Below are 22,050 nucleotides of genomic sequence, written 5' to 3' on the forward strand. Positions count from 1 at the left end.
ATGACAGATAAAGTGAAACATGTACAAGTTGATTCGGGAAGAATGATTCAAACGTCTAAATAATGAGGTGGAGAATGATTGAATTGGCGTTTAGAGTGGAGCGTCTTAGGGAAGAAAAAATAGGGGATATTGTAGCATTATCTTCTTATATTGGGTGGGATTATAACAGAGAAGAAATTGAGACGATTTTGAATACGGGTATAGTATATGGTGTGGTAAATGCGAAGGAAGAGCTTATTGCTAGCGCGGCAATTATATTATACGGGGAGGCATTAGCTTCTATCGGAATGGTAATTGTACATCCAGATTATAAAGGAAGAGGGATTGGAAAGATAATAACGGATTCATGCGTTAAAAGCGTATCAACTCAAATCCCAATTATGCTTATTGCTACGGATGAGGGGAAGCCTTTATATAAAAAACTAGGATTTAGAGCTGTTAGTTATGTTTCTAAATACATATGTAACTCGTACAATGCGAATTATCATTGTGTAGGAAATGAAGAGCATATTGTGAATTATGAAGAATGTGATTTAGAAGAAATAATATAAATAGACGAAGATGCATTTGGAACAAATAGAGAAGAGTTTTTAAAGTATCGAATTATACAAAGTGAACAATGTATCGTTATAAAGGATACAAAACAAAATGTATTAGGATATGGTATAAGTATACAAACGCCAGAAAATAAAATAATAGGACCAGTTGTTGGTAAAAATGATGCGATGGCAATGAGAATGGTACATTATTTAGCAAAAGGGCATAATGGTAAATTAAGAATGGATGTACCAGAGGGAAAGAAAGATTTCGTGAAAGAATTAGAGATTAATGGTTTTCAAAAGGTGAATAAACCACCAATTATGATAAAAAATAGTGATCAATTATTAAAAAGGAATAGTGAACTATATAGCATTGCAGCTCAAATTTTTGGATAAAAAAAGAATCCTTTTTAATAAAGGATTCTTTTTTGTGGTTAAACCTAATCACGATATTGGTCATGAGTTGGTTGAAAGAGATCTTCCTCGATATCTCTCACCATAGAAAAATGATCAACGTTATAATGACCATGTAAAGTTTTATTATGATGATTAATGATTTGCTCTGCAGACAATACGTTAGAATCAGTTGTTGAATGGCCATTTGTAATTAATGTAACATCAAAACCTTGTACAGTAGCTGTTCTAACAGCGGTGTCGATGCAATGTTCTGTTTTACATCCACCTATAACAAGATGTTTAACCTTCTCTTCTTTTAAAAGTTCGTGTAAAGAAGTGCCATAGAATGAATTTGTTGCGGCTTTATTAATAAGGATTGCAGATTGAGGGATGTTAATTTGCTTATGTACTTCAAATCCTTCTCCTTTACCAGAAGCAACATCAGTATCCCTTATGAAAATAATAAGAGCATTTGAATCTATTGCTTGCTGTACAGCGATATTTAGTGTAGCTAATAGCTCGGCTTTACTGAAAACTTCATTTTCTTGTTCATTTCCATCAATTAGTTCTTGTTGAGCATCAATAATTAATAGAGCTTGTTTCATTGTTTCTCCCCTTTAATACAGAATAATTTTCACTTTATATATTCCGTAATAGTGTATGAGAATCCTCTATCATTAGTGAAGTAGACGAGCGATTTACAAAGTTGTCAAAGAAATTTCATTCTCATAGAGTATAAAAACATGTATGATAGGAAGTGGAGAATTTTTGAGTAGGTGGGAATATCATGCAAACAGTAGAAGATTATCTTTCATTCTTACATACGAAAGGATTTAAATTATCAGAGGAAGCACACGGGTTTATTATGTTTGGACAAGGATATACTGGTGCATCTGATGGAATTGTGAACGTAGCAATAGAAGCGACGATTAAACATCAGTTACAGTTTGATGGCAGTTATTTTGTTGCGTTATTAGAACGATTGAAAGAAGAAGAAATTACAGATAAAAAAAGCGCTAAGGCTTTTATGCGGAAGTTACAAGCGTAACTTCACGCAGCCCGCGCTTCTTTTTTTGTTTTTGAAGGTAATTCAACAAAAATCATACCTAGGAAAATACATAGACACCCAATAACAGCAGAAATAGAAAGCTGTTCATTTGCTACTAGAACGCCTGTTAATGCTGCAAAAACAGGCTCCATTGCGAAAATAATGGCTACTCTCGTTGGAGAAGTGTGTTTTTGTGCAGATGTTTGAATGAAAAAGGCAATTGATGTCGCAAACAGAGAAGTTAGAAATAGAGCGAATAAAAAGGAATGATTTGTCCATAGTGATACTGAAAGTGATTTTTCCCAATCTTCAAACAAAAAAGCGCAAATAGAAGAAAATATACCGACAGCTAATACTTGAGAAGTGCTTAGTAATAAAGGTGATATTTTCTTAGAAAAGAAACCGTTAACAAGAATATGGGCAGCGAAAGCGACAGCACAACCGAGAACGAGTATATCTCCAATGTTTAATTGAAAAGAATCACCAGCCGTTAATAAATATAAACCTGTTGTTGCTACAGTAATACCAAGTGCAATGAAAATTGTAGCTCGCTGTTTTAAAAAAATAAAAGACAAGATTGGAACCATAATGATACTAAGCCCTGTTAAGAAACCAGCTTTTGAAGAGGTTGTATAAAGTAAGCCGAATGTTTGTAGTAAATAGCCAACACATAAAAAGAATCCAACAATCAATCCAGCGAGACTACTCTGTTTTATATCTTGTGTTGAAGTTTTTTGTGAGAAAATAATTTGAACGAATAATAAAATAATTCCAGCGAATAAAAAGCGAATAGCATTAAAAGTAAATGGTCCAACAAAAGACATAGCATTTTGAACGACAACAAACGTAGCTCCCCAAATAAAAGAGACGAATAATAATGCGAGAGGAGCAATCCACCCTTTTTTCACACTCATACCCCCGTTAATTTTGTGAAATAGCTTTTCTAGCTAATTCATCAGCGACTTTATTTTGACTACTTGGAATCCACTTAATAAAAAAGAGATCGAAATTTTTTATGTACTGCAGTGCTTCTTCTAGAAGCGGTGCAAACATTTTATTTTTTGCGTATTCTTTTTCAACAGCCCGTTCAACAAGTTGGGAATCTGTACGAAAAGATACAATGCTATAATTATGCGCTGCGCAATACTTTAATGCTGCAAGTAAAGCGTGGTATTCTGCTTCATGGTTGGACATTGTTCCAAGTGGTAATGACAATTGTACAGGTGGCTGTACCCCTTTAATAAAAACCCCGGCGCCAGAAGGTCCAGGATTTCCTTTTGATGCACCATCGATATATACTTCAATCAAAATGAGAACCTCCAGTTATAAGGTTATCCCCTACTTGAAAATTTTTTTAGAAGTAGGGGATAGAGTACTTATCCCGCTATTTGCCGGGCAGTAAGACTCCCACCTCAAAATTCGGCTAGAGCAAAGAAGTTAGGTGGGAGTCTTACTGCCCGTAAACGCCCGATTGGTGTGGGCTAATAATCAGTGGGGGATGAACACCCCCCACTGATTAAAGTTTCACTTTATCCAATTGTAATGCTATAACGACATGTAAATGTTTCATTCGCTTGTAACGATTGAATTCCTTTTTTTTCTTTAAAATCTTTTGCTTGCTTTACTTCATCAGCAATTCCGTACCAAGGTTCAATACATAAGAAAGGTGCGTTATCTCCTGGTGTCCATACGCCGACAAATGGGAACCCATCAAATGCTACTTTTACAAATTTATTATGTTTATGTGAGCGAATAGAAATTTCATTCGTATTCATATGTTCAAAAATAAGCGCGTCATTTTTGAACAAATCATATGTAAGTGGCAATTCTTTCGTATTTTCAGCGATTAGTTGCTTTTCATTTGAAAGAAAAGGACCTTCTAATATGCTAGTTTCTAAACGTTCAGATCCGTTAAATGATAGATGATAATCTGTAAATGATTCACCTTCTAATAAAGGACAGTTGAATCCAGGATGTGCTCCGATTGAAAAGAGCATCTCTTTTGAAGAGGGATTGTTTACTTCATATGTAACATGTATATTTTGTTCGTCTACTTCATAAGAAACGAGTAATTCAAATTCATATGGATATTTTTGTAACGTCTCTTCATTACTAGTAACGACATAAGTGATTTTTGTTTCACTTTGTTCTTTAACAGAGAACGAAAGATCACGGGCAAAACCATGCTGTGTTAATGAATAAGGTTTATCTTCTACGTAGTATGTATTCTCTACTAATCGACCGACGATTGGAAACAAGATTGGTGCACGACGTCCCCAATAAGTAGAATCACCTTGCCATAAATATTCTGTTTTGTCTTCTTTTAAGCGAACGCTTTGTAATTCTGCACCTTTGTCAGAGATGGAAACGATCACTTTTTCATTTTGAATTGTTGCTGTCATGAAGTGAAACCTCCTAAATCTTTCATATGTTTTATCCCGTATTAACTGTCCGTAAAAACCCGATTGGTACGGGCTAATAATCAGTGGGGGATGGACAAAACCCCCGCTGATTAAAGTTTTACTTTATTATACGTTGTCTAAAAGAAAAAAGGTAGTAAATGATAGGAATCTATTGACGAAAGAGTACCTATTGCGTAAAATATAATCTTGTTGCTTAAAAAAGAATAACGTGGTTCGAAACCATCCCACGTAAAAAAACTAAGGAGATTTTGTTATGAATATAAGAACATTAGTCGGTAATGGTATTTTAGCGGCATTATATATTGCTGTTTCTATGCTTATTCAGCCATTTGGCTTTACGAGTGTACAGTTTCGTATTTCAGAGATGTTTAATCATCTCGTTGTATTCAATAAGAAAGCAATTTACGGGATTGTATTAGGTGTATTTTTAACGAATCTCTTTTTCTCACCTATGATCGCTTATGATTTAGTATTTGGAGTAGGGCAATCAATTCTTGCATTACTTGCAACTATTATTTCTATGCGCTTCATTAAAGGTGTTTGGGCTCGTATGATTTTTAATACAGTTATTTTTACAGTCACAATGTTTATGATTGCAATTGAACTTCATCTTGCATTTGATCTGCCATTTTTATTGACATGGCTAACTTGTGCAGTTGGTGAATTTGTTGTAATGGCGATCGGTATGCCTGTAATGTACTGGATTAATAAGCGAGTGCAATTTGAAAGATTTATGCAATAGATGAAAGAGCTGTCCTTACTTAGGATGGCTCTTTTTGTATGTGATTAAATTGTATATAATACTGTGACTCTTGATAAAATATAATAAAATAAAGTGAGGCTTTAATTAGTCGGATAAATATAAGAAGTCTTATAAAAGGGGAATCTAGTATGAAATATAAAATACATTGGTTGTATAAAACGAAGCGTGGTTTACAAACTGAATTAACAACAGATTATATGAACATAGAAGAAGTGCTTCAATTTGCGGAGGATTTTGAGAAAACAGGTAGGGTGAAAGAACTTTTATTTTACGATGAAATGGACGCGGAATGGTCATTAAAAGAAATGAAAAAACTGAGTAAGCAAGTGGAGGAAGATCCGCAAGAAATTCAAGTTTATTTTGATGGTGGTTATGATGTACAGACGAAAGAAGCTGGGGTGGGTATATGTGTATACTATAAAAAAGGAAATACAAATTACCGAATTCGTCGCAATGCATACATAGAAGGCATATATGATAATAACGAAGCGGAGTATGCAGCATTATTATACGGGGTGAATACACTCGAAGAATTAGGAATTAAATATGAAGCGGTTACACTTCGTGGAGATTCTCAAGTTGTACTGCAGCAATTAGCTGGTGAATGGCCTTGCTATGATGAACATTTAAATCATTACTTAGACCAAATTGAACAAAAAGCGAAGCAAATGAAATTAAAGCTTGTTTGTGAACCGATATCTAGAAAACAAAATAAAGAGGCACATCAATTAGCAGCGCAAGCATTAGAAGGGACGGCAATTGACAGTCATAAAGAAATAACCGAATAGAGAGGTGCAAAGGTGAATAAAAAGCAACTCATTACAGAGGTAAATGACTTATTAGAGACGTATTGCGAAGGATGTTTCTTACAGGATCATAATCGGAAAAATCATAGTAAATACTATGCCCATTCTTTTTGTATAAGGCAATGTACGGTTGGAGAGAAGTTGAAAAAGTATGGGGAGCAATTGTCATAAAAAAACATCCAGAGAATTTTCTCTGGATGTTTTTTTAGTGCTTCGCTTCGTGTAATTGATGCTCGCATTTGCTTAATTTTTTTTCTTCATTCATTAGAAATGGCTCATCTAAATCCGTCGCAACGGATTTCATGATTTCAAGCTGAGAACGAGCCGATTCTACTGCAGTAGTGGCATGCTCTAATGTGTCTGGATCCATTGAAATTGTTGCAGAACCTACCATTTTTTGTGCAGTTTCTACACGGAATTTTACTTCTTCAAAATCATTTACATGTGACCCCATTGTTATTGCCTCCTTTGGATTTTGCGCATTTCACATAGTTTTTGCTCTGTAAAACGGAAATATACAAAGGAATAACAAAGGAGGTTACCAAGTAAGGTAACCTCCTGTCATATGTGGGATTAAAGTTTTGCTACGTTAGCAGCTTGAGGTCCACGGTTTCCTTCAGTAATGTCGAAAGATACTTCTTGACCTTCCTCTAAAGCTTTGTAGCCGTCGCTTTGAATAGCAGAGAAATGTACGAATACATCTTCAGAGCCTTCCATTTCGATAAATCCAAAACCTTTTTCATTGTTAAACCATTTTACTTTTCCTTGCATGTCACAATTCCTCCTAAAAACGATTCCTTTTTTCATTTAGTGAAATTCATTTTAAAAAATAATATAAATAAAAAATGCTATTTTCTCGAATATTCTGCTAAATGATTAATTTAAATATACACGAATTGGTAGAATTTAGTCAAGTAAGCGCTTTGAAATTTTTGTATTTTTAAATAATTTTTTCTCGAATTTTTAAAAAGGTATAGGACAAGCCGAGTATGTAATATTCTTAAGTGAATGCTGTACATAATGAGGTGAAAGAATGGATGAGTCTTATTTATTAGATAATGAAGGAATGAAAAATAGAGGCGACATACCGAATTGGGTTGCAAAAGAATTTCAAAATTTTTCGAGTGTCGTGTTAGAACCAACTTTTCCGTGTTATTTCGGTTTAACAGCTTTGAAAAAGAATGAACTTCGTTATTCATTTCTCTCTCATAATGATTGGGGGCATTTACCCAATACAATGTTATCTTTTTTAGAGTTAATGAGAGAGCGGCCGATTGTAAGAAGGGGCTTTTTTCTTTTTGTGGAACCGGAATGTGAAGAAAAATCAATCGAATATTATCGAGATTATTTTTGGAAAGTACTACAATATTTACATGAACAAGATAATCAATTATGGCCAAAGCAAATCCCGAAAAATCCAGAGCATTATTTATGGGAATTTTCATTTGGTGGTGAACCAATATTTGCATTTGGGAATGCGCCAGCTTATAAACAGCGAAAGACTAGGCATTTAGGAAATTCTCTCGTTATTGGATTCCAGCCACGAACTATTTTCGATGGCTTAGAAGGAGATCGTCCTAAAGGGTCGTATTCAAGACAAATGGTCCGTGAACGAGTTGAAAAGTGGGATCAGTTGCCGAAACACCCTAACATTAGTCACTACGGCGATCCTAATCATCGTGAATGGAAACAATATTTCATAGGGGATGATATTGAGCCGATTAAAGGTAAATGTCCTTTTCATCATAGAGTAGAGAAATAAGAGCCATCAACAGGATGGCTCTTTTGTATATTTTGGATAAAAAAGGGTACTGTATTAGTGAATAATTTTTATGAAAGCTAGTCTATTTTCTATATTTACATCATTACTTAATAGTAAAAGAAGTAGAAAGGATAGAGCGATGTTTGGAGCAATTATACAACAAATAGTATTAGGTATTTCATTAGCTGCGCCTGTAGGTCCGATTAATATTGAAATGTTAAAAAGGGGAATTGAACGTGGATTTTGGCATGCATGGATTGTTGGAATTGGAGGAATGACTGCTGATATTTTGTTTATGCTTCTTATTTATTTCGGTTTATCTTCTGTGTTTATGTATACATATGTACAAGCTTTTATGTATTGCACTGGGTTTTTCTTGTTGTTTTATTTAGGGTTTCAAAGTGTGAAACAAGGAATTTCTCACTCTAATATGGAATATAAACAAGAAGAGATAGGTGGACTTAAACAATCTTTTATGGCAGGATTTTTTATCGCGATATCCAATCCATTAAATCTCGTTTTTTGGTTTGGCATATACGGAAGTACACTTAGCTCTTTGCTTACAAAAGTAACGAAACAAGAAGCTTTTTTGTACAGTCTTTGTATTATTGTTGGTATTATTTTGTGGAACTTAAATATTGCTTTTTCTGTACATTTCGGAAGAACTTTATTAAAGCAAAAAGCACTTGGCTATATTACAGCCGGAGCAGGTATTATTTTAGTAGGATATTCTATCCATTTTGCATACAAAGCTTTACAGTTGTTCATATAAGATTGAAGGGGAGATTTTTATGTATCGAACCACTATTGACGGAAAAGAAATTATCATCACTTTAGCACCAAAAATCCGAAAAGAAATTACTGATAGGAATCCACTATATGAAGCGGTATTTAAAAATGCAGCAAGGTTGCTGCAAACGAAACAACCAACGTTTGCGGTAAACCATGAAGTATTTGGGCTTATTATTGGAGAAGTACAAAGGGGTGAAGTAACAGTGTTTGCAGTAGAACACATTATCCCAAAGCAAAATATATTTGGTCCGAACACTTTTTTCTCGACAATAGAACAGCAGGCAAATTTGTAAAGTGAATAGAATAAGAATAAAATAGAAAAGAAATAGTCGTAACGATATGTTGCGGCTGTTTTTGTGGAGAAGGGGGAAGAAAGATGAAGAGAGTGGTAAAGGAGTTCTTTTTGCAACATGATATTGTTATTATGTATAGTGTTCTATTAATTTTTATCCTTATTTTAAAAATGCAATTTTTTACATGGATCGGTATGTTAGCGTGTCTGTTTGGGATTGTTTTTTATACGCTTAACGAATATATGACACATCGTTTTTTATTCCATTTAAAGCCGCCTAAAAACGCACTTTTATTAAAAATGTTAAGAAGATTACATTATGATCATCACGTCTATCCAGATGATTTAAAACTTTTATTTTTGCCTGTATGGTTTAGTATACCTAGCTTTACTATCTATTTACTTATATCATATGGTATTACAAAAAGTGTTACTGTTACACTTTCATTTGGAGTCGGAATGATTATCATGCTCCTCGTTTATGAATGGAAACATTATATTGCACATAAGCCGATTCGTCCCTTCACTAAGTTTGGAAGATGGCTAAAAAAACAGCATATATTACACCATTATAAAAATGAAAAGTTTTGGTTTGGTGTTTCAAATCCAGTATTCGATTTTATATTTGGAACGCTTAAAGATGGAAAAGACGTTGAATTAAGCGAAACAGCTCGTAATTTAGAAAAGGAGACAAAGACAGAAGTAGTGCGATAAGCACTACTTTTTTTATCCCGCTATTTGCGAGCAGTAAGACTCCCACCTCAAAATTCGGCGAATACGAAGAAGTTAGGTGGGAGTCGTGTTGCCCGTAACCCCCCCACGCTGATTAAAGTTTCACTTTATTCTGTTTTAACGGGAATAAAAGTTTAATCGAATCAATCAAATTTTATGTTGAAAAAGTATATTGAAAATTTAGGAGAAAATGACGAAAAATGTCTATCGAAAAATCTTTGCAGGAATGTACGGATTGTCTAAAATGAAAATAAGTTTCTGAATATTTATAAAATTTAGTCTTTTGGTATGCAAGGAGAAATTGTATTTTAAGTTAAGAGAGGGGACCAGAGAATGAAACGAGATGATACGTCAGCACGTAAGTTACAAAATGAGGTGAATTATACAGAAGTTGTTCAGTCGGAAGAGTTTCAATTGTTATTAAATACGAAAAAGAAGTTTATTATTCCGATGAGTATTTTCTTTTTAAGTTTTTTTATTACATTACCTATTTTAACATCGTATTCAAAGGTGCTTAATACACCGGTATTTGGTGATGTTACATGGGCGTGGGTATTTGCTTTTGCGCAATTTATAATGACATGGGCATTATGTATGATTTATAGCAAAAAAGCAGAATCCTTTGATGAAATCTCGCGAAAAATTCTGCAAGATATGCAACAAGGGAGGGGCTGACTTTGAATACAACCGCCTTTGCGCTATTTTTAATTATCGTCCTTGGTACACTTGTTATAACTTATTTCGCATCGAAAAAAACGAAAAATGCGAGTGAATTTTATACGGCTGGAGGGGGATTAACTGGTTGGCAAAATGGCCTGGCGATTGCCGGGGATTACATGTCTGCTGCGTCATTTCTTGGCATCGCCGGAGCGATAGCTTTAACAGGATTTGATGGGTTCTTTTATAGTATAGGTTTCTTAGTTGCTTACTTAGTTGTATTATACCTAGTTGCAGAACCGCTTAGAAATTTAGGGAAGTATACGTTAGCGGATATGATTGCGGCGCGTTTTGATGCGAAAAAGGTTCGTGGTATTGCAGCACTTAATACGATGACGATTTCGATTTTTTATATGATTGCACAATTAGTTGGTGCGGGTGCACTTATTAAATTATTATTAGGAATTGAATATACGACATCTGTTTTAATCGTTGGTACACTAATGACAGTTTACGTTATTTTTGGAGGTATGACTGCTACAAGTTGGGTACAAATTGTAAAGGCTGTACTACTTATGGCAGGTACATTTATTATTTCTGTTATCGTTTTCTCCAAATTTAATTTCAGTGTGACAGAAATGTTCGCTCAAATGAAAACAGCTACTCCATTGAAGGAATCGTTTTTAAATCCAGGAGTAAAGTATAAAGATGGTCTGGATACACTTTCTTTAAATTTAGGACTAGTTCTTGGTACGGCAGGATTACCGCATATTCTTGTCCGCTTTTTCACAGTACGTGATGCAAAAACTGCACGTCAATCAGTTGTGTACGCTACGTGGTTAATTGGTGCATTTTATATTATGACGATTTTCTTAGGATTTGGTGCGGCGGCGTTTGTAGGGAATGAGGCAATTATTCAAGCAAATCCAGCCGGTAATATGGCAGCACCTTTATTAGCTAAAGCATTAGGTGGAGATTTCTTATTCGCATTCGTATCGGCGATTGCTTTTGCAACAATTTTAGCTGTAGTAGCAGGTCTTGTATTAACAGCGGCTTCCGCATTTGCTCATGATTTTTATAACGAGATTATTCGCAAAGGAAAATCAACGGAAAAAGAGCAAGTTTCAATGGCTCGTTATGCGTCTATTGGAGTAGCGATAGTATCTATTATACTTGCTTTATTTGCGCAAACATTAAACGTAGCATTTTTAGTATCACTAGCATTTGCAGTTGCAGCGAGTGCAAATTTACCAGTTATATTATTTACAATATATTGGAAGCGTTTTAATACAACGGGTGCAATTTGTGGTATGATTGTTGGTCTTGTATCAGCAATTGTTCTTGTTGGGTTAAGTCCAAACGTTTGGAATCCTGTGGTAGGGAAAGCTATATTTGTTGGAGAGGCGATATTCCCATATACGACACCTGGAATTGTTTCTATTCCGCTTGGATTCCTTGCAGCATATTTAGGAACTGTTTTCTCTAGTAAGAAAGAAGATGCAGCAAAGTTTGATGAAATTCTTGTGAAATCTAATACTGGTCATGGTATTAGTGATGCTTCTTCACATTAAAAAAAGAGGAGCTTTTCGAAATATAAGAAAAGCTTCTATTTCTTTTGGCATTTTCTTATAAAGTGAAACTTTAATCAGTGTGGGGGATTGTTCATCCCCCCACACTGATTATTAGCCTTCACCAATCGGGCGTTTATGGGCAGTTAATCTCCCACCTAACTTCTTTGCTCCAGCTGAATTTTTGGGTGGGAGTTTTACTGCCCGTTACTGCGGGATAAATATTACTTTATTTTTGGTAGGATTTGTCTTGTGTTTGTGGAATGAAAATAGGCAGGGAGAAATTTAACTCATCATGGCACCAGCACAGCTTTGTGAAAAATAAGTTGTTATGGAAGGTGGAAGAAATGATGAAGACAAAACAAACCGATGAATTATTAGCAAAAGATGAGCAATATGTTTGGCACGGAATGCGTCCTTTTAGCCCAAGTAGTACAATGGTAGGGGCAAAAGCAGAAGGGTGCTGGGTTGAAGATATACAAGGAAAAAGATACTTAGACGGTATGAGTGGTCTTTGGTGTGTGAATAGTGGATACGGAAGAAAAGAGCTCGCAGAGGCAGCTTATAAGCAATTGCAAACATTATCATACTTTCCGATGTCACAATCACATGAGCCAGCAATTAAGCTCGCTGAAAAGTTAAACGAGTGGCTTGGTGGAGAGTATGTTATATTCTTCTCTAATAGTGGATCAGAAGCGAATGAAACAGCTTTTAAAATAGCAAGACAATATTATGCTCAAAAGGGTGAACCGCATCGTTATAAATTTATGTCACGTTATCGTGGTTATCACGGAAACACAATGGCAACGATGGCAGCGACTGGACAAGCACAGCGTAGATACCAATATGAGCCATTTGCGTCAGGGTTTTTACATGTAACGCCTCCAGATTGTTACCGCATGCCAGAAATGGAATCGCAAAATATTTATGATGTAGAATGCGTAAAAGAAGTAGATCGTGTTATGACATGGGAATTAAGCGAAACAATAGCGGGATTTATTATGGAGCCAATTATTACAGGCGGAGGTATTTTAATGCCGCCACAAGACTATATGAAAGCTGTTCATGAAACGTGTCAAAAACACGGTTCGTTACTTATTAGCGATGAAGTTATTTGTGGTTTCGGGCGTACAGGAAAAGCATTTGGATTTATGAATTATGACGTTAAGCCTGATATCGTTACGATGGCAAAAGGTATTACGAGCGCATACTTACCATTATCAGCAACAGCTGTGAAAAAAGAAATTTATGAGGCATTTAAAGGAACAGGAGAATATGAATTCTTCCGTCATATTAATACATTTGGTGGAAATCCAGCGGCTTGTGCATTAGCGCTTAAAAACTTAGAGATTATGGAAAATGAAAATTTAATTGAGCGCTCTGCCCAAATGGGTTCACTTTTATTAAATCAATTAAAAGAAGAAATTGGGGAACATCCGCTTGTTGGTAATATTAGAGGGAAAGGGTTATTAGTTGGAATCGAACTAGTAAATGATAAAGCGACGAAAGAACCAATTGATAACGACAAAATTGCAAGTGTTGTAAATGCTTGTAAAGAAAAAGGACTTATTATTGGGCGTAACGGTATGACAACAGCGGGGTATAATAACGTTTTAACATTAGCACCGCCACTTGTTATTTCAAGTGAAGAAATTGCTTTTGTTGTTGGAACGTTGAAGACAGCGATGGAACGTATTTAATAAATAGAACGAGAGGAGCGAGCTGTAATATAAGGCTCGCTTTTGTTTACTAGGAGGAGCTTTTAATGGAGAAATATGATCCTAACAAACATTATCACATCGGATATTATGAAGACGGATATGATTTAGAAGTGACAGCGTACAAAAGAATAAATGAGCCAGTTTGGGATGCTTATATTCCAAAATATGAGGCAGACGATTTTTATAAAAAGGTGGAGGAAATGAAACTTGGGGAATATATAGATGACTATGGCATAAAAGTATATTCATTTCGTGATGATATCGATGATGAAGAAGCACGAACTATTTTTGAAAAATGGTTAAAGACGAATGAGAGTGTTTAAAGGTGAAACGAAAAAGGAGATTGCTATCTTATAAGATAGCAATCTCCTTTTATTATAGTAAACTTATTTACTTGCTTTCATTGCTTTATCTTTTGCACCAAAAGTGTATTTTAACATTGGTGGTGTAATCATCGTAGTTAAAATAACGACGATAACGATTGCTGTAAAGTAATCTTGTGCTAATAGGCCAGAAGAAAGTCCTGTTCCTGCGATGATAAGTGCAACTTCACCACGAGAAACCATACCAGCACCGATAATTGCAGAAGACTTTGCATCAAATCCAGTCATTCGTGCACCGAATCCACAACCGATTAGTTTTGTGAATACAGCGATTACTGTTAATGCTAAAATGAACCAAATTTGATCACCAATACCGTCAAATGTAATATTCATACCGATGCTAACGAAGAATACTGGTACGAACATAGCATAAGCGATTGGTTCTACTTTCTTTTCTACTTCATGTTTGTAGTTCGTTTGAGAAATAGCGATACCAGCTGCGAAAGCACCGATAATACCAGCAATTCCTAATAGTTCGCCGAAATATGCGAATGAGAAACAGATGATAAGTGCTGCGCTAACGATAGACTCAGATACGCGTAGTGGTGATAACCAACGCATAATCGCTGGAACACCTTTCCATCCGATTAAAATAATAGAAGCAAAGAATACTACTTTCTTCAAGATAACCATTGTTAAATTCACATCATCTGTACCTAAGAAGCTCATTGCGAATGCTAATAAAATAACAACAAGAATGTCATCAAATACAGCTGCTCCAAGCATTGTTGTACTTTCACGTGTTTTCATCTTACCTAAATCGCGAAGTGTTTGAACGGAAATACTAACACTTGTCGCACATAGAAGTAATCCTAAAAAGACAGCGTTCCCTTGTTCCATGCCCATAACAAGACCGGCAACGTAACCACCTACAAATGGAAGAACGATACCTCCAATTGCGACTGCTAAAGAAGAATTACGGTTTTCATTTAATTCTTTTAAGTCTGTTTCAAGTCCAGCCATAAACATTAAAAGAATAACCCCGACATTACTTAATTGCGTTAGAAGTTCTGAATTCTCAATCCAACCTAATAAAGCTGGACCGATAACGATACCGACAATTAATTTACCTAGTACAGAAGGTTGACCTAATCTAACACTAAGGTCACCAGCGAGCTTTGTACTTAATAAAATAAGTGCAATTTGAAAGAAAAATTCGAATTCCATCTGATCCTCTCCTCATCATTTTTAGTTTTATCATACGATTTCTCGGAATTTGCCTAATGAAAATATGTAAAAACCCATTAAACAAAGGGTCTTATTACGAGTTCTTTTGAACTTGTAATTTGAACCTGTAATTAATATATAATAAAATTTACTAAAAATCAATGAAAAAATAGCAGATTTTCATGATAGGATTCGATTTAGGTATGGAGGGAATCACTATATAATAAGAAGAAATAAGGCTACATTTTTAATGAATTGGAGAAGGGCATATGTTATTAAATAAACGGTTTACAATTGGGGAAATGGCAAAAATGCATAATATAGCGGAATCTACATTACGCTACTATGATGAAAAAGGAATTTTTCATCCGTCTATTGTGGACCCACAAACGAATTATCGCTATTACACAATTGATCAGTTTTCACTATTAGACACGATTAAATTTTTACGCCAATTGAATATCCCATTAAAGGAAATAAAGAAATATATTGATGAACGAAATCCGTCTTATGCGCTGAATTTACTTGAAAAACAACAAGAAATGATGCTGAAAAAGCAAAGAGAAATCGAGTATGCTTTGGCAAAAATGGAACATAAAATCCATTTAATGAAGAAAGCGACGGAATCAGAAGCGAATCAAATTATTTATAAAACGATATCGAAGCGAAAAATAACAGCAATTGCAGTTGCACCTAATACAACAGATGATATGTTTGAATATTATATCCATTCGCTACAAAAAAATATGAAGCAAATTGATAATAGTTTATTTTCAGGAGATATCGGTGTAACAGTTTCAAAAAAAGCATTACTTCAAAATGAGTTTCAAGCATATAACAGTGTGTTTATTTTATTGGATTACATGCCTTTTCAAGTGCATACTTCAGATGAAATAAAAGAAGGAATATTTGCTTGTTCTTATCATCATGGACCGTATGAAGAAACAGACGCAACGTATACGAAATTATTAAAGCACATTGATAACGAAGGATATGAAGTATGGGGAGATGCGCTTGAGCTTGCATTAATTGATTGGTCTGTAACAGAAAATCCGAGGGAGCAAGTAACGGAAATTCAAATACCTGTTGTTAAAAAATAGGCTTATATATTTTTCGATTCTCTATTGACCTTCAAGTAACTTGAAGGTTTAAACTGTGAACAGAGCATTGAAAAAGGAGCATTTATATGATGGAAACAACAGAAAAATTAAGAGAAAAACCTATTAAAAGTTTATTTATCACTTATTTAATACCAGCTGTTCTTGGGATGGTATTAATGTCGGTTAATATTGTGATTGATGCGGTCATGATTAGTAGAGGAGTTGGAGCGAACGGTTTGGCTGGAGTAAACGTAGCTATTCCAGCGTTTTCAATTTTCTTTTCTATTTCATTATGGATTGGAATGGGCGGAGCAACGTTATATTCCATTGCACTAGGGGAAAATAAACTGGAAAGAGCAAGGTCTATTTTTACTCAATCTATGACAGTGGCAGTTATTATCGTAGGTGTTTTAGCGGCTATTTGCTTATGGAGAATAGAAGATATAGCATATCTATTCGGTGCAAATGAAGTGATTTTGCCATATGCGTTAGACTATTTACAAGTGTTATTAACATTTGGAATGATATACGTTTTAGAAAATATTTTAAGCACATTTATACGTAACGATGGAAATCCTAATTTAGCAATGGCAGGCCTTGTCGTAACGGCTGTATTGAACATAGTGTTTGACTATATCTTTATTTTCATCTTTGGATGGGGCGTAACAGGTGCTGCCTCAGCAACTATTCTTTCGGCGGCAATTGGTTTCCTTGTGTTATTAACTCACTTCTTTAGAAAAAGTAGTGTATTAAAATGGACGAAATTCCATTTTGAATGGGATACGGTTAAACAAATTATGGTGATTGGTTTCCCAAGTTTTACAACTGAGATTACAGTAGCGATTGTAACGGTTGGTTTTAATATCGCTTTTGTTCAATATGCAGGAGAAGTAGGTGTCGCTTCTTATGCGATGGTCAATAGTATTCATGCAATGACATTACTATTATTCTTCGGTGTTGGTGCCGCATTACAACCTATTGCTAGTTTCCATTATGGTGCAAATTTACCAGAAAGACTGCGTGAAGGATTACGGTTAGCTGTAAAAACTGCAGTTGTACTCGGAGGCGTAGCAATTGTTGTCGGTTTATTCTTCGGGAAATATATAATTGGTTTGTTTGATGTTCAATCCCCAGAACTATTGGAGTTAACGTTAACAGGTATTAGTTTATTCTTTATCCAATATGTATTTTTAGGCTATAACATTGTGTATGGAGAGTATTTCCAATCAGTGCGACAAACGACAAAATCAGTTCTTATTATTTTGAGCCGTGGTTTACTATTTATTATTCCATTGTTATGGATTATGCCAAAAGTATTTGGTATAACCGGAATTTGGCTCGTTATGCCAGTAGCGGAAGTATTGACAGCAATTATCGTATTTACGATGAATCGTATGAACCATCCTGTTCCGTTAAACATGGCGAGAGAGAAAGAAGCAATATAGTGAAGAAAATCCCCTTGAACAAGTAAGGGGATTTTTTCATTCTTTTAAACTAATCGCAAAAGATCCATCTGTCTCCTGCACAGAAGCGAAAGCAACGTTTTTAATATTTGTAACGCCTTTCTCTTTTAACTCTGCATGTAACCACTTTTCGTTTTTATGGATTAACTTTAAGTTATCGTATTGAATTTGTGAATCAACGATAAGAGCAATTGGTAACCCTGCATACTTAACATCTATATTCATATCTTTTGGAGTCAATGGTACAAGTTCTCGCTTTGGTAAAATGCTAATGGCTCCATTCGCTTCTAAAATAGCGTATTCAATTTCATGAACACTTGGATATCCGGCGACGCGAAGATTAGAAAGCAATTCAGGGATCGGATATCTACTTTTTTGTAAGTTCTCAAAAATAATATCACCATGTTTAATTAAAATAATGGGGTGTCCGAGAATGAAACGATTTAGTTTATTTAATAAGCTTAGTTTTGTAAGAAGTAGATGTAAGCATGTAATCACGACCATACCGAGAAATGCTTGTAAAGCACCAGCGACTGGTATGGCTTGAAAAGCTAAATAAGATAAAAAAATAATAGCCCCAAAATCATGAGGGGTTAGTTGTGCTAATGCAGATTTACCAAGTAGCTTAAGTGATAGTAAAAATAAGATAAAAAAGAACGATACATTAAATAAAAAGAGAAGCAAGAGGGACACTCCTTCGTGTGAAGTTGTACTTACTATTCCCGAAAGTAATATAAATATTACCTTTTATAGGATGAATTAGGGTGAATTGGAATTTGGCTGTATACAAACAAATAAATGGATATTATGATGAAGGAAGTAAAGGGAATAGGAGTATATGGATATGAGAAAGAAGAAAATAATTAAGTACATTTTAGTTGTTATAATGATCTTCGCCGTGTATGCGGGGTTTTTACAATATAACATCTATAAGCATGGGCATATGAATGCAATTGACGATGCGGATTATATAATTGTACTAGGATCGAAAGTAAATGGAACAAAACCTTCTTATTCATTGCAATATCGTATTGATAAAGCAGCTGAGTATTTAAAATCACATGATAAAACAATTGCTATCGTATCTGGAGGCCAAGGAAAAGGTGAAGATATTACAGAAGCATTAGCGATGAAACAAGGATTAATGAAACAAAATATTGCAGAAGACCGCATTATAATGGAAGAACGTTCGACGAGCACAGATGAAAATATTAAATTTTCAAAACCTCTTATCCCTGAAAATATGAAAAAAGGGATGATTGTAACGAACGATTTTCATATGTTCCGAGCAAAAAAGATTGCAGAAAAACAAGGGTTGACATTAGAAGGTCTTCCGGCGAAAACACCGAAGCCAATTATTATTCAATCGAATGTACGAGAATATTTAGCGATTACGCAATATTGGTTTATGAATCGAATATAGTGAAAGTGATCCCGCCTGAAATTCCAGGCGGGATTTATTTTGAGGGAAATCTTACAAAGATGTCATGTTCATGAAAGGTAAAGCGATAGTTTCTAAAGTGGTTTCCTGACATAATGAAGGTAACAAAAAACTTTAGAGGTGAATCGGATGAAAGGAAATAATATTTTATCTTCGCTATGTTACTTTAGTATCTTTTTTGCACCGTTTTTACTGCCAATTATCGTGTACTTCGTTGCGGAAGATGAAGTAAAACATCATGCGAAAAAAGCATTTTGGTCACATGTTTTGCCATACGCAATTTTATTTGGAGGATTAGCATTATCAGGGGTATACGGTTTAAGTTTCAATCAGTCTGAGAGCGTTGGAATTGGAATGGTTATAACGTATGCAGTGTTTATTCTTGTAGGGATTTACTACTTCATTTGGAATATCGTAAAAGGTATTAAAGTATTGAAAGCAGCTTAACAAAATTGAATTACAGGAATTAACATTGCATTATTCTGTTGCTATTTGTCTACAGTCGATATAATTTCATATACCATATTAATATGTATTAAAAAAAGGGCAATTCGCAAAGAATTGCTCTTTTTGTGCTTATAAGTTGTGAATAATGAAAAAGATATGTTAATTTTTCATTATGAAGAGAAAGAAGGAGTGATTTTCATGAATGAGATGATACATAAAATGGAGCAACACGTTTCAGTTCGTAAATATAAAGAAGAACCAATTTCAAAAGAGATAGTAGAAAGAATGGTGCAAGCTGCTCAGCATGCGGCTTCCTCACATTTTGTACAGGCGTATTCTCTTATATATGTAACAGATCAAGAACTAAAGGCTAAACTAGCTGAATTATCCGGGAATCGTCATGTGAAAGACTGCGCAGCATTCTTTGTATGCTGTGCGGATTTAAAACGTCTAGAAACTGCATGTGAGAAACATGGAACAGAAATTAAACATGAGGGAGTAGAGGACTTTATTGTAGCAACAGTAGATGCCTCATTATTTGCACAAAACTTAGCACTTGCAGCTGAATCATTAGGATACGGCATTTGTTATATTGGCGGAATTCGTAATAACCCGAAAGAAGTGAGTGAATTGCTTCATTTACCGGATAAAGTATATCCGGTATTCGGAATGACAGTTGGCGTACCAGATGAAGATCATGGAGTTAAGCCACGTTTACCGGTAGCGGCCATTCTTCATGAAAATGGATACGATGAAAAGAAATATGATGAATTATTAAACGAATATGATGAAACGATGAGTGCGTATTACAAAGAAAGATCGTCAAATCAAAAAAACGTAACATGGACAGAATCAATGAGCACATTTATGTCAAAAGAGAAGAGAATGCATATGAAAGAGTTTTTGAGTGAGAAAGGATTAAATAAAAAATGAGTAAAAGACAAACCTGAGATGCGGGTTTGTCTTTTTTTGAGGAGAAATGTATTTTGTTTGCTATCATATATATAGAAATAAAAATTAATAAATTTTTACAAAAGTGATAGAAAATGAGAATGAAATGCCAATAGTAAGTAAAAGCAGCTGCTAAAGGGGAACTGAGGAAGGAAGATGTTTATGATTTTCGATTCTGAAGAGGATTTAATTATAGCTATGAAAAAACGTGATCAAGATGCTTTGAAAGAAGTCATTGATCAATATGGAAAATTAATTTTATATATTATTCATAAATCATTAAGTACCCCTATTGAGAAACAATATGTGGATGATTGTTATAACGATGTATTTACTGTCATTTGGTTTAATATCGACCAATTTGATATAGAAAAGGGAAACTTAAAATCTTGGATGATTGGTATTACTAAATTAAAGGCATTGGAATATAAAAAGAAAGTATATAGAGAGAACAAAATGGATAAAGACGTAGAAATAGATAAAGGTATCCATGATAGTTATGAAATAGAACAAGAAGAAGAGATTATGGAAATAGTGCAAGATTTAAATAAAAAGGATCGTTATATCTTTTTAAAGAGGTATATTGATGGATATTCCATTGACGATATTGCAAAAGAATTAAAAGTAACAGCGGATTATATATACAACCGAATTTCTCGGGGGAAGAAAAAACTTCAAAAACTGTGGAAGGGGAGTGTGTAATATGGATAAAAGACTATTATCGATGTTAAATGAGCTCCAATATTCAGAAGAAGAAATTACACGTTTAGAGAAAGAAGCGAATGATTCTATAAATATAGATAAGTATTATGTGAGAAATGGAGAGTTATTAAAAAAATTAACTTTACAAATGTTAGAAGAGTCAATTCGCAATGAATTACAAGCTGGTGAAGAAATTGAGAAGGAACTGTTAGTAGACGAAGGATATATGGCAAATAATAAAGTAATACCAAATATATATTACGTAGGAGCTACTTTTTATTATTATATCGTTTTAACAAATAAAAGAGTGATCATGAAAGGATTAGATTGTTATTTTAAAAAAACAAATGAACAAAGCATGCCAATAGAAGATATACAATCTATTTCGCAACATAAAAAAATGAAAAATGTCTTTGAGATTAAATATAATAACAGCTATATACAATTTGGAAGTATTGAGTATGCACAAGAAATTGCAATGATTATTATGGAGTTAAAAAAACGCGGAGTAAAAGTAGAAAAGTATACAGATTTTGAAAAAGGATTTTTCTTATTCTTTAATATATTCGTGATAGTAAGTTCAGGTCTTTTCTTTATAAAATATTTAATGTAAAAAGCGGCCTAATAGCCGCTTTTTATGGTTTAGTTAGTATTCTATTGATGAACTTGTAGCTTTAAAATATTCTTCTCATGAAAGAATCATCAGTGGGATTACTAATTGTAAACTGACAATAAAGTTATTTAATTTAAAAACTTAAAACACGTATAACCCCGTTCTGATTTTAAGACGGGGTTAAAAAAAATTTGTTTAATTTTTGATGTAAAATACTCCACTGCACTTAAAAATACACCAATAAATTCGTTTAGATCTATGTGTTATTGCACACTCTAAAGCAC

At 34.3% G+C, this 22,050-nt stretch carries 27 protein-coding genes, 1 pseudogene and 1 riboswitch; of the genes and pseudogenes, 20 read left to right on the plus strand and 8 right to left on the minus strand.

Annotated elements, in window-relative coordinates:
• The first annotated feature begins 74 nt into the window (after positions 1-74).
• Positions 75-935 (plus strand): annotated as a pseudogene (locus MHI07_RS07825) (GNAT family N-acetyltransferase).
• A 44-nt stretch (positions 936-979) separates the two neighbouring features.
• Here MHI07_RS07825 and MHI07_RS07830 read toward each other — a convergent pair.
• Entirely contained in the window at positions 980-1,540 is a 561-nt protein-coding gene (locus tag MHI07_RS07830) for an isochorismatase family protein (RefSeq protein WP_340822903.1), read from the minus strand.
• A 182-nt stretch (positions 1,541-1,722) separates the two neighbouring features.
• Between MHI07_RS07830 and MHI07_RS07835 the strand changes: the two genes are divergently transcribed.
• The gene (locus MHI07_RS07835) at positions 1,723-1,983 is read left to right on the plus strand and encodes a DUF6123 family protein (RefSeq protein WP_002158528.1); all 261 of its coding nucleotides are present in this window, start codon (positions 1,723-1,725) and stop codon (positions 1,981-1,983) included.
• A gap of 2 nt (positions 1,984-1,985) precedes the next feature.
• Here the strand turns inward: MHI07_RS07835 and MHI07_RS07840 are convergent, their stop codons facing one another.
• The 3 genes from MHI07_RS07840 to MHI07_RS07850 form a co-directional block, all read right to left on the minus strand.
• The gene (locus MHI07_RS07840) at positions 1,986-2,891 is read right to left on the minus strand and encodes a DMT family transporter (protein WP_340822906.1); all 906 of its coding nucleotides are present in this window, start codon (positions 2,889-2,891) and stop codon (positions 1,986-1,988) included.
• 13 nt (positions 2,892-2,904) lie between these two features.
• Positions 2,905-3,291: a reverse transcriptase-like protein gene (locus MHI07_RS07845; protein ID WP_002149250.1), complete on the minus strand. Its 387-nt coding sequence runs from the start codon at positions 3,289-3,291 to the stop codon at positions 2,905-2,907.
• A gap of 221 nt (positions 3,292-3,512) precedes the next feature.
• A complete protein-coding gene (locus MHI07_RS07850) occupies positions 3,513-4,385 on the minus strand; it encodes an aldose 1-epimerase family protein (protein WP_340822909.1) in 873 nt (290 codons plus the stop codon).
• A gap of 223 nt (positions 4,386-4,608) precedes the next feature.
• Positions 4,609-4,653: riboswitch (PreQ1 riboswitch) on the plus strand.
• Between the two features lie 6 nt (positions 4,654-4,659).
• Between MHI07_RS07850 and MHI07_RS07855 the strand changes: the two genes are divergently transcribed.
• From MHI07_RS07855 to MHI07_RS07865, 3 genes are all read left to right on the plus strand, one after another.
• Positions 4,660-5,148 (plus strand): QueT transporter family protein, encoded by a 489-nt coding sequence (locus MHI07_RS07855; protein ID WP_002011909.1) that lies wholly within the window; start codon positions 4,660-4,662, stop codon positions 5,146-5,148.
• Positions 5,149-5,297: 149 nt separating this feature from the next.
• Positions 5,298-5,957: a ribonuclease H family protein gene (locus tag MHI07_RS07860; protein WP_340822911.1), complete on the plus strand. Its 660-nt coding sequence runs from the start codon at positions 5,298-5,300 to the stop codon at positions 5,955-5,957.
• A 12-nt stretch (positions 5,958-5,969) separates the two neighbouring features.
• Positions 5,970-6,146 carry a zinc-finger domain-containing protein gene (locus MHI07_RS07865; protein WP_033714188.1) on the plus strand — a complete coding sequence of 59 codons (177 nt, stop codon included), beginning with the start codon at positions 5,970-5,972 and terminating at the stop codon, positions 6,144-6,146.
• Between the two features lie 34 nt (positions 6,147-6,180).
• Here the strand turns inward: MHI07_RS07865 and MHI07_RS07870 are convergent, their stop codons facing one another.
• Complete coding sequence (locus MHI07_RS07870; RefSeq protein ID WP_002011905.1) at positions 6,181-6,429, minus strand: DUF2564 family protein; 249 nt, start codon at positions 6,427-6,429, stop codon at positions 6,181-6,183.
• Positions 6,430-6,548: 119 nt separating this feature from the next.
• Positions 6,549-6,746: a cold shock-like protein CspB gene (gene cspB, locus MHI07_RS07875; RefSeq protein ID WP_002011904.1), complete on the minus strand. Its 198-nt coding sequence runs from the start codon at positions 6,744-6,746 to the stop codon at positions 6,549-6,551.
• A gap of 262 nt (positions 6,747-7,008) precedes the next feature.
• Between cspB and MHI07_RS07880 the strand changes: the two genes are divergently transcribed.
• The 8 genes from MHI07_RS07880 (at position 7,009) to MHI07_RS07915 (ending at position 13,822) form a co-directional block, all read left to right on the plus strand.
• Entirely contained in the window at positions 7,009-7,737 is a 729-nt protein-coding gene (locus tag MHI07_RS07880) for a YqcI/YcgG family protein (protein WP_002158520.1), read from the plus strand.
• Between the two features lie 139 nt (positions 7,738-7,876).
• On the plus strand, positions 7,877-8,509 hold the full coding sequence (locus MHI07_RS07885) for a LysE family transporter (RefSeq protein ID WP_016104364.1): 633 nt from the start codon (positions 7,877-7,879) through the stop codon (positions 8,507-8,509).
• A 19-nt stretch (positions 8,510-8,528) separates the two neighbouring features.
• A complete protein-coding gene (locus MHI07_RS07890) occupies positions 8,529-8,822 on the plus strand; it encodes a hypothetical protein (RefSeq protein WP_002011898.1) in 294 nt (97 codons plus the stop codon).
• Positions 8,823-8,905: 83 nt separating this feature from the next.
• Positions 8,906-9,535: a sterol desaturase family protein gene (locus tag MHI07_RS07895; RefSeq protein ID WP_016104365.1), complete on the plus strand. Its 630-nt coding sequence runs from the start codon at positions 8,906-8,908 to the stop codon at positions 9,533-9,535.
• Between the two features lie 351 nt (positions 9,536-9,886).
• Positions 9,887-10,228: a DUF485 domain-containing protein gene (locus MHI07_RS07900; protein ID WP_002158517.1), complete on the plus strand. Its 342-nt coding sequence runs from the start codon at positions 9,887-9,889 to the stop codon at positions 10,226-10,228.
• Positions 10,229-10,230: 2 nt separating this feature from the next.
• A complete protein-coding gene (locus tag MHI07_RS07905) occupies positions 10,231-11,781 on the plus strand; it encodes a solute symporter family protein (protein ID WP_002201091.1) in 1,551 nt (516 codons plus the stop codon).
• A gap of 347 nt (positions 11,782-12,128) precedes the next feature.
• Positions 12,129-13,478, plus strand: a complete 1,350-nt coding sequence (locus tag MHI07_RS07910) for an aspartate aminotransferase family protein (RefSeq protein WP_002158515.1) — start codon at positions 12,129-12,131, stop codon at positions 13,476-13,478.
• Between the two features lie 65 nt (positions 13,479-13,543).
• On the plus strand, positions 13,544-13,822 hold the full coding sequence (locus tag MHI07_RS07915; protein ID WP_340822918.1) for a DUF3986 family protein: 279 nt from the start codon (positions 13,544-13,546) through the stop codon (positions 13,820-13,822).
• Positions 13,823-13,885: 63 nt separating this feature from the next.
• Here MHI07_RS07915 and MHI07_RS07920 read toward each other — a convergent pair whose 3' ends face one another.
• Complete coding sequence (locus tag MHI07_RS07920; RefSeq protein WP_002201089.1) at positions 13,886-15,049, minus strand: cation:proton antiporter; 1,164 nt, start codon at positions 15,047-15,049, stop codon at positions 13,886-13,888.
• A gap of 269 nt (positions 15,050-15,318) precedes the next feature.
• On the opposite strand from MHI07_RS07920, the gene MHI07_RS07925 reads away from it, so the two are divergent.
• Positions 15,319-16,149 carry a MerR family transcriptional regulator gene (locus tag MHI07_RS07925; protein WP_340822919.1) on the plus strand — a complete coding sequence of 277 codons (831 nt, stop codon included), beginning with the start codon at positions 15,319-15,321 and terminating at the stop codon, positions 16,147-16,149.
• An 86-nt stretch (positions 16,150-16,235) separates the two neighbouring features.
• The gene (locus tag MHI07_RS07930) at positions 16,236-17,594 is read left to right on the plus strand and encodes an MATE family efflux transporter (RefSeq protein ID WP_340822921.1); all 1,359 of its coding nucleotides are present in this window, start codon (positions 16,236-16,238) and stop codon (positions 17,592-17,594) included.
• A 36-nt stretch (positions 17,595-17,630) separates the two neighbouring features.
• Here MHI07_RS07930 and MHI07_RS07935 read toward each other — a convergent pair whose 3' ends face one another.
• Positions 17,631-18,296 carry a DUF421 domain-containing protein gene (locus MHI07_RS07935; protein WP_002201086.1) on the minus strand — a complete coding sequence of 222 codons (666 nt, stop codon included), beginning with the start codon at positions 18,294-18,296 and terminating at the stop codon, positions 17,631-17,633.
• A 160-nt stretch (positions 18,297-18,456) separates the two neighbouring features.
• Here MHI07_RS07935 and MHI07_RS07940 point away from each other — a divergent pair, with 160 nt between their 5' ends.
• The 5 genes from MHI07_RS07940 to MHI07_RS07960 all read left to right on the plus strand — a co-directional run bounded on the left by MHI07_RS07940 (position 18,457) and on the right by MHI07_RS07960 (position 21,766).
• Complete coding sequence (locus tag MHI07_RS07940; RefSeq protein WP_002202567.1) at positions 18,457-19,035, plus strand: YdcF family protein; 579 nt, start codon at positions 18,457-18,459, stop codon at positions 19,033-19,035.
• 147 nt (positions 19,036-19,182) lie between these two features.
• A complete protein-coding gene (locus tag MHI07_RS07945; RefSeq protein WP_340822927.1) occupies positions 19,183-19,500 on the plus strand; it encodes a DUF4870 domain-containing protein in 318 nt (105 codons plus the stop codon).
• Between the two features lie 198 nt (positions 19,501-19,698).
• Complete coding sequence (gene nfsA, locus MHI07_RS07950; RefSeq protein ID WP_215581202.1) at positions 19,699-20,433, plus strand: oxygen-insensitive NADPH nitroreductase; 735 nt, start codon at positions 19,699-19,701, stop codon at positions 20,431-20,433.
• A gap of 174 nt (positions 20,434-20,607) precedes the next feature.
• A complete protein-coding gene (locus MHI07_RS07955) occupies positions 20,608-21,153 on the plus strand; it encodes a sigma-70 family RNA polymerase sigma factor (protein WP_012260654.1) in 546 nt (181 codons plus the stop codon).
• A 1-nt stretch (position 21,154) separates the two neighbouring features.
• Positions 21,155-21,766 (plus strand): PH domain-containing protein, encoded by a 612-nt coding sequence (locus MHI07_RS07960; protein WP_340822931.1) that lies wholly within the window; start codon positions 21,155-21,157, stop codon positions 21,764-21,766.
• The last annotated feature ends 284 nt before the right edge of the window (positions 21,767-22,050 follow it).

This window comes from Bacillus sp. FSL H8-0545, from assembly GCF_038006105.1.
Taxonomy (GTDB): domain Bacteria; phylum Bacillota; class Bacilli; order Bacillales; family Bacillaceae_G; genus Bacillus_A; species Bacillus_A cereus_U.

What these genes read in the sequence shown, in the direction of transcription:
- MHI07_RS07830 (WP_340822903.1), bottom strand. Translation starts at nt 1,540, where the DNA reads ATGAAACAAGCTCTATTAATTATTGATGCTCAACAAGAACTAATTGAT.
- MHI07_RS07835 (WP_002158528.1), top strand. Translation starts at nt 1,723, where the DNA reads ATGCAAACAGTAGAAGATTATCTTTCATTCTTACATACGAAAGGATTT.
- MHI07_RS07850 (WP_340822909.1), bottom strand. Translation starts at nt 4,385, where the DNA reads ATGACAGCAACAATTCAAAATGAAAAAGTGATCGTTTCCATCTCTGAC.
- MHI07_RS07855 (WP_002011909.1), top strand. Translation starts at nt 4,660, where the DNA reads ATGAATATAAGAACATTAGTCGGTAATGGTATTTTAGCGGCATTATAT.
- MHI07_RS07860 (WP_340822911.1), top strand. Translation starts at nt 5,298, where the DNA reads ATGAAATATAAAATACATTGGTTGTATAAAACGAAGCGTGGTTTACAA.
- MHI07_RS07870 (WP_002011905.1), bottom strand. Translation starts at nt 6,429, where the DNA reads ATGGGGTCACATGTAAATGATTTTGAAGAAGTAAAATTCCGTGTAGAA.
- cspB (WP_002011904.1), bottom strand. Translation starts at nt 6,746, where the DNA reads ATGCAAGGAAAAGTAAAATGGTTTAACAATGAAAAAGGTTTTGGATTT.
- MHI07_RS07880 (WP_002158520.1), top strand. Translation starts at nt 7,009, where the DNA reads ATGGATGAGTCTTATTTATTAGATAATGAAGGAATGAAAAATAGAGGC.
- MHI07_RS07885 (WP_016104364.1), top strand. Translation starts at nt 7,877, where the DNA reads ATGTTTGGAGCAATTATACAACAAATAGTATTAGGTATTTCATTAGCT.
- MHI07_RS07890 (WP_002011898.1), top strand. Translation starts at nt 8,529, where the DNA reads ATGTATCGAACCACTATTGACGGAAAAGAAATTATCATCACTTTAGCA.
- MHI07_RS07895 (WP_016104365.1), top strand. Translation starts at nt 8,906, where the DNA reads ATGAAGAGAGTGGTAAAGGAGTTCTTTTTGCAACATGATATTGTTATT.
- MHI07_RS07900 (WP_002158517.1), top strand. Translation starts at nt 9,887, where the DNA reads ATGAAACGAGATGATACGTCAGCACGTAAGTTACAAAATGAGGTGAAT.
- MHI07_RS07910 (WP_002158515.1), top strand. Translation starts at nt 12,129, where the DNA reads ATGAAGACAAAACAAACCGATGAATTATTAGCAAAAGATGAGCAATAT.
- MHI07_RS07915 (WP_340822918.1), top strand. Translation starts at nt 13,544, where the DNA reads ATGGAGAAATATGATCCTAACAAACATTATCACATCGGATATTATGAA.
- MHI07_RS07920 (WP_002201089.1), bottom strand. Translation starts at nt 15,049, where the DNA reads ATGGAATTCGAATTTTTCTTTCAAATTGCACTTATTTTATTAAGTACA.
- MHI07_RS07925 (WP_340822919.1), top strand. Translation starts at nt 15,319, where the DNA reads ATGTTATTAAATAAACGGTTTACAATTGGGGAAATGGCAAAAATGCAT.
- MHI07_RS07930 (WP_340822921.1), top strand. Translation starts at nt 16,236, where the DNA reads ATGATGGAAACAACAGAAAAATTAAGAGAAAAACCTATTAAAAGTTTA.
- MHI07_RS07940 (WP_002202567.1), top strand. Translation starts at nt 18,457, where the DNA reads ATGAGAAAGAAGAAAATAATTAAGTACATTTTAGTTGTTATAATGATC.
- MHI07_RS07945 (WP_340822927.1), top strand. Translation starts at nt 19,183, where the DNA reads ATGAAAGGAAATAATATTTTATCTTCGCTATGTTACTTTAGTATCTTT.
- nfsA (WP_215581202.1), top strand. Translation starts at nt 19,699, where the DNA reads ATGAATGAGATGATACATAAAATGGAGCAACACGTTTCAGTTCGTAAA.
- MHI07_RS07955 (WP_012260654.1), top strand. Translation starts at nt 20,608, where the DNA reads ATGTTTATGATTTTCGATTCTGAAGAGGATTTAATTATAGCTATGAAA.
- MHI07_RS07960 (WP_340822931.1), top strand. Translation starts at nt 21,155, where the DNA reads ATGGATAAAAGACTATTATCGATGTTAAATGAGCTCCAATATTCAGAA.